Genomic DNA, 1,543 nt, shown 5'->3' on the forward strand with positions numbered 1-1,543 from the left:
AGAAAGCAGCACCCTTTGTTAAAAAAGCATTTAATAAGATATCAGCTGAAATATCAGAGAATATTAGAATAGCTAAAATAGCATTAAACAATATGAGAAAAGGACCGAAGCCAGTAGTGCTTGGTAGCAATTTGGGTAATGGTTATGAGGCTTTAGGTAGGTTTAAAAAGGAAGTTAAGAAGGTTAAAAATGGAATAGGCTCAAGTGTGGACGATACTGCTGAAGTGATTACTGAGGAGATGGGTAATCCTATAACAAAATCCCAATATAAAAATCTTAGAAAGAAAACTCCAAGTAATGATATTAGAAAAATGGTTAATCCTGAAGGAACTAAAGTGGATCCAGTCTATGGATATACAGTAGAAAAATTAGAGGCTGATCACATTGTTCCTATGAAGCAAATTACTGAAATGCCAGGTTTTTCACAATTATCAGAGCAACAACAAATAGAAGTATTAAATTTGAAAGATAANTGGGCAGAGTGGAAGGGACATTCAAAGTTAGGAGATGTTCCTGAAGAAGTAAGGCAACAAATGTTGCAATTAGAAATTTCAGCTAGAGAAAAATTAAAAAAAGCAATTGAAGAGAGGTTAAAATAATGATAAATATTACTAAATATATTGATAATAAGTTATTTATAGTTAAAACTGAAAGTTATTTATCAGAACAGGCTAAATCACTACTTGAATTAGTTAGTAGAATTGAAGCAGAAAAATTAAAAAATAATTCTAAAATTCAAATAGGGTGGTCTATTTTTACTATTTTAGAAGAGCATGATGGTGTTCATATAGTAGCACCAGATTATAAAAAGAATCCATTTAAAGATATGACAGAGGATTTGACAATTCCTCTATGGATACAATTAGAACAAGGACAACTTCTAAAGAAATTAAATTTACATGGTGAAATGATTTCATTTCAAGATAAAATAATAGGTGCCAAGGGAGTACTTGAATTAGATAATATTTATTTAGAGAGAAATAAAGAGCATGAAGAAGGAGATTCAGGGTGGTATATTGGTCCAGTTAATGAATCAAGTTCTAGTGAAGAATTAGAAGGTTATTATTCTTATCAATTATTAAAAATTAGACCATCGCTAATTCAAGTTTTAGCAATTCCAAGTGGACATATGGCTGTTTTTGATAAAGATAAAATAGAAGCTATTTTAGATGAAAATGATATCGATATATTTGAAAAGCTTAATGGATAATAAAGATATAATTAATTGCATAAAAAGAAATATTTAAAGAGTGCGGTAAAGTTAACAAAATGTAATAAGGAATTTACTACATAATATTAATTAAGCAGTAAGAAATAGACAAAAGAACTAGCTGAAAAATAAGTAAGCTAGTTCTTTGCTTTTTATTGCTATGATCCTTGGAGTCATAGCAGAAAAAGGAAGTTATTGTTGACTACCTAAAACATGCGAAAGCATGAGCGGTAGCTGGTTTTTAGAATTTACATTAAGAGAGTAATTAACAGAAGTTGAAAATAAAACACAAATCTAACACCGAAAGGTGTCATGAATTAAAAATAATAAAGT

At 29.4% G+C, this 1,543-nt stretch carries 1 protein-coding gene; it reads left to right on the forward strand.

Annotated elements, in window-relative coordinates; translation table 11 throughout:
- Positions 1–598: 598 nt before the first annotated feature.
- A complete protein-coding gene (locus OIO11_RS06165) occupies positions 599–1,210 on the forward strand; it encodes an immunity protein Imm33 domain-containing protein (protein ID WP_268070571.1) in 612 nt (203 codons plus the stop codon).
- Positions 1,211–1,543 lie beyond the last annotated feature (333 nt).

It is taken from the genome of Clostridium sp. ZS2-4, assembly GCF_026719745.1.
Lineage (GTDB): Bacteria > Bacillota > Clostridia > Clostridiales > Clostridiaceae > Clostridium_H.

Bases quoted from the DNA above. Each gene is read 5' to 3' on its own strand.
- OIO11_RS06165 (WP_268070571.1), top strand. From the start codon at position 599: ATGATAAATATTACTAAATATATTGATAATAAGTTATTTATAGTTAAA.